Source organism: [Chlorobium] sp. 445, from assembly GCA_002763895.1.
GTDB lineage: Bacteria > Bacteroidota > Chlorobiia > Chlorobiales > Thermochlorobacteraceae > Thermochlorobacter.
Genome location: NSLH01000064.1, coordinates 1 through 2,058, shown reverse-complemented (window position 1 = coordinate 2,058; position 2,058 = coordinate 1). Strand labels below are relative to the sequence as shown.

Here is a 2,058-nt window from a genome sequence, read left to right as displayed (position 1 = left end):
CGAAACCGTTGTAGATGACAACTTCTTCTTCGAGGTGCAGGAGTATTGGGCCCGCAACATCATGATCGGCTTTGCGCGGCTCGATGGCTTCTCGGTGGGAATTGTGGCAAACCAGCCCATGCACATGGCGGGCACGCTCGATATAGACAGCTCAATCAAAGCCGCTCGCTTTGTACGCTTCTGTGATGCCTTCAACATCCCACTCGTGACCTTCGTAGATGTGCCCGGTTTCCTCCCCGGCACCCAGCAAGAGTATGGCGGGATCATCCGGCACGGCGCGAAACTCCTCTTTGCCTACTGCGAAGCCACCGTGCCCAAGCTCACTGTGATTACGCGCAAAGCCTACGGCGGTGCGTATGATGTGATGTCCAGCAAGCACATTCGCGCCGACTTCAACTTTGCATGGCCTACGGCCGAGATCGCAGTGATGGGGGTGGATGCGGCCGTGCGGATCATCTTCCGCAAGGAGCTAGCCGAAGCAGACGATCCCACCGTGCGCCTTGCCGATCTGTCCAGTGATTATCAGCAACGCTTTGCCAACCCTTACGTTGCCGCCGAGCGCGGCTACATTGATGCAGTGATCGAGCCGCAAGAGACCCGCGCCGCGTTAATTAAATCGCTGCGAATTGCACGCACCAAACGCCAGAGCTTGCCCGCCCGAAAGCATGGCAATATTCCGTTATAAATAACAGGTGCGCTGCGCGGACAAACGAGCCGGAACAATTGCTTGCCAGAGAAACACAAACTATGCTACTATACAGAGGTAGGGCATTGTTTAAAGATACACACATCCTACTGCAAGCAGTGTCTGAATAAGGGTGGATAGCATACGTATGAGTGACGACACGAAACGATCAAAGCCGAGCGAGAAGATGATTGAGTTACGCTTACCGAGCAAGCTCGGCTATGAGCGCGTGGCCATGGATGCTGCGGCTTCGCTGGCGAGCCGGATGGGGTTTGAAACGGATCGTGTCTCAGCACTGAAAACTGCCGTGAGTGAAGCAGTGACGAATGCTATCGAGCATGGCAATCAGCACGATGAAGCCATGAAAGTGGTTGTGCTCCTAACGGTGCGGGGCGATGAACTGATTGTCAGTGTCACCGATCAGGGTCACAAAACCATTGATGAGGCATATGTCAGCCGTGTGCCCCAGATTAGCGAGGCAATGAAGCGCGATGATAAGGGTGGCTGGGGCATCTGGCTGATCCAAGAATTGATGGATGAAGTAGAGTTCACTACTGCCCCTAGTGGGGGCAACCAAGTACGGATGGTGATTCACCTTGAACGCTAAACTGTACTCGGCCCTACTGGTAGACGCATAGGACAGACAAGCATCATGCACAATGGGCAAACATCCATCGAACTCATCTTTCCGAGTATTCTCGGCTACGAGATCATTGCCCGCCGAGTGGTTGCCACTTTTGCCAATTTCGTTGGGTTCGACCAAGCCCGTATAGATGATCTAAAGACCGCAGTCAGTGAAGCCTGCATCAATGCTATTGAGCACGGCAACCAACTCCAACCACATCTACCCGTCTATATCACGAGTAGCTACGATGGGCATCGTTTTGCGGTGGAGGTCAGTGACACGGGCACCAACCCATTGGCGATCATCAAAGAGCCGAAAACGATAGAAGAAAAACTTGCAGGAGCAGCTTCACTGCGAGGAATGGGCATGATGTTGATGGCAGCCCTTGCCGATGAGTTTATTGTCGAGCCATCAGCTGCGCCCGGCAATACGGTGCGCCTGATCTGGTATCAATGTGAGGTTGCCCACACATAAGTCCTGTACCTTGTCCGCAACACACACAGCGGTCAGATTGTGCCCTCAGCGTAGCTTGCTTGAACCGACGCAGGCACATCTGATCTTTTGGAGGAGCAGCATGCTGGAAGATGAATTGAGAGTGAGTACCCGCGTCATCGGCAATATTGCAGTGATTGATTTGGTTGGAGACGTTACCACCTTTGCGGAAGCGAAGATCAACGCTGCCTATCAGGAAATGTCGCAGAATGGCGCACAGCAGATTCTGCTCAACTTTCGCCAGAATGATTACATT

At 53.2% G+C, this 2,058-nt stretch carries 4 protein-coding genes; all 4 read left to right on the top strand.

Annotated elements, in window-relative coordinates:
• The coding region (locus tag CMR00_12670; GenBank protein ID PIO47017.1) for a methylmalonyl-CoA carboxyltransferase at positions 1-685 on the top strand (685 nt) is incomplete at its 5' end.
• Positions 686-833: 148 nt separating this feature from the next.
• Entirely contained in the window at positions 834-1,292 is a 459-nt protein-coding gene (locus CMR00_12665; protein ID PIO47016.1) for an anti-sigma regulatory factor, read from the top strand.
• A gap of 45 nt (positions 1,293-1,337) precedes the next feature.
• The gene (locus CMR00_12660) at positions 1,338-1,784 is read left to right on the top strand and encodes an ATPase (GenBank protein PIO47015.1); all 447 of its coding nucleotides are present in this window, start codon (positions 1,338-1,340) and stop codon (positions 1,782-1,784) included.
• A gap of 55 nt (positions 1,785-1,839) precedes the next feature.
• Positions 1,840-2,058 (top strand): hypothetical protein (locus CMR00_12655; GenBank protein PIO47014.1); only part of this gene is annotated, 219 nt, incomplete at its 3' end.

Coding starts and splice junctions, on each gene's coding strand:
- CMR00_12660 (PIO47015.1), top strand. CDS start 1,338: ATGCACAATGGGCAAACATCCATCGAACTCATCTTTCCGAGTATTCTC.
- CMR00_12665 (PIO47016.1), top strand. CDS start 834: ATGAGTGACGACACGAAACGATCAAAGCCGAGCGAGAAGATGATTGAG.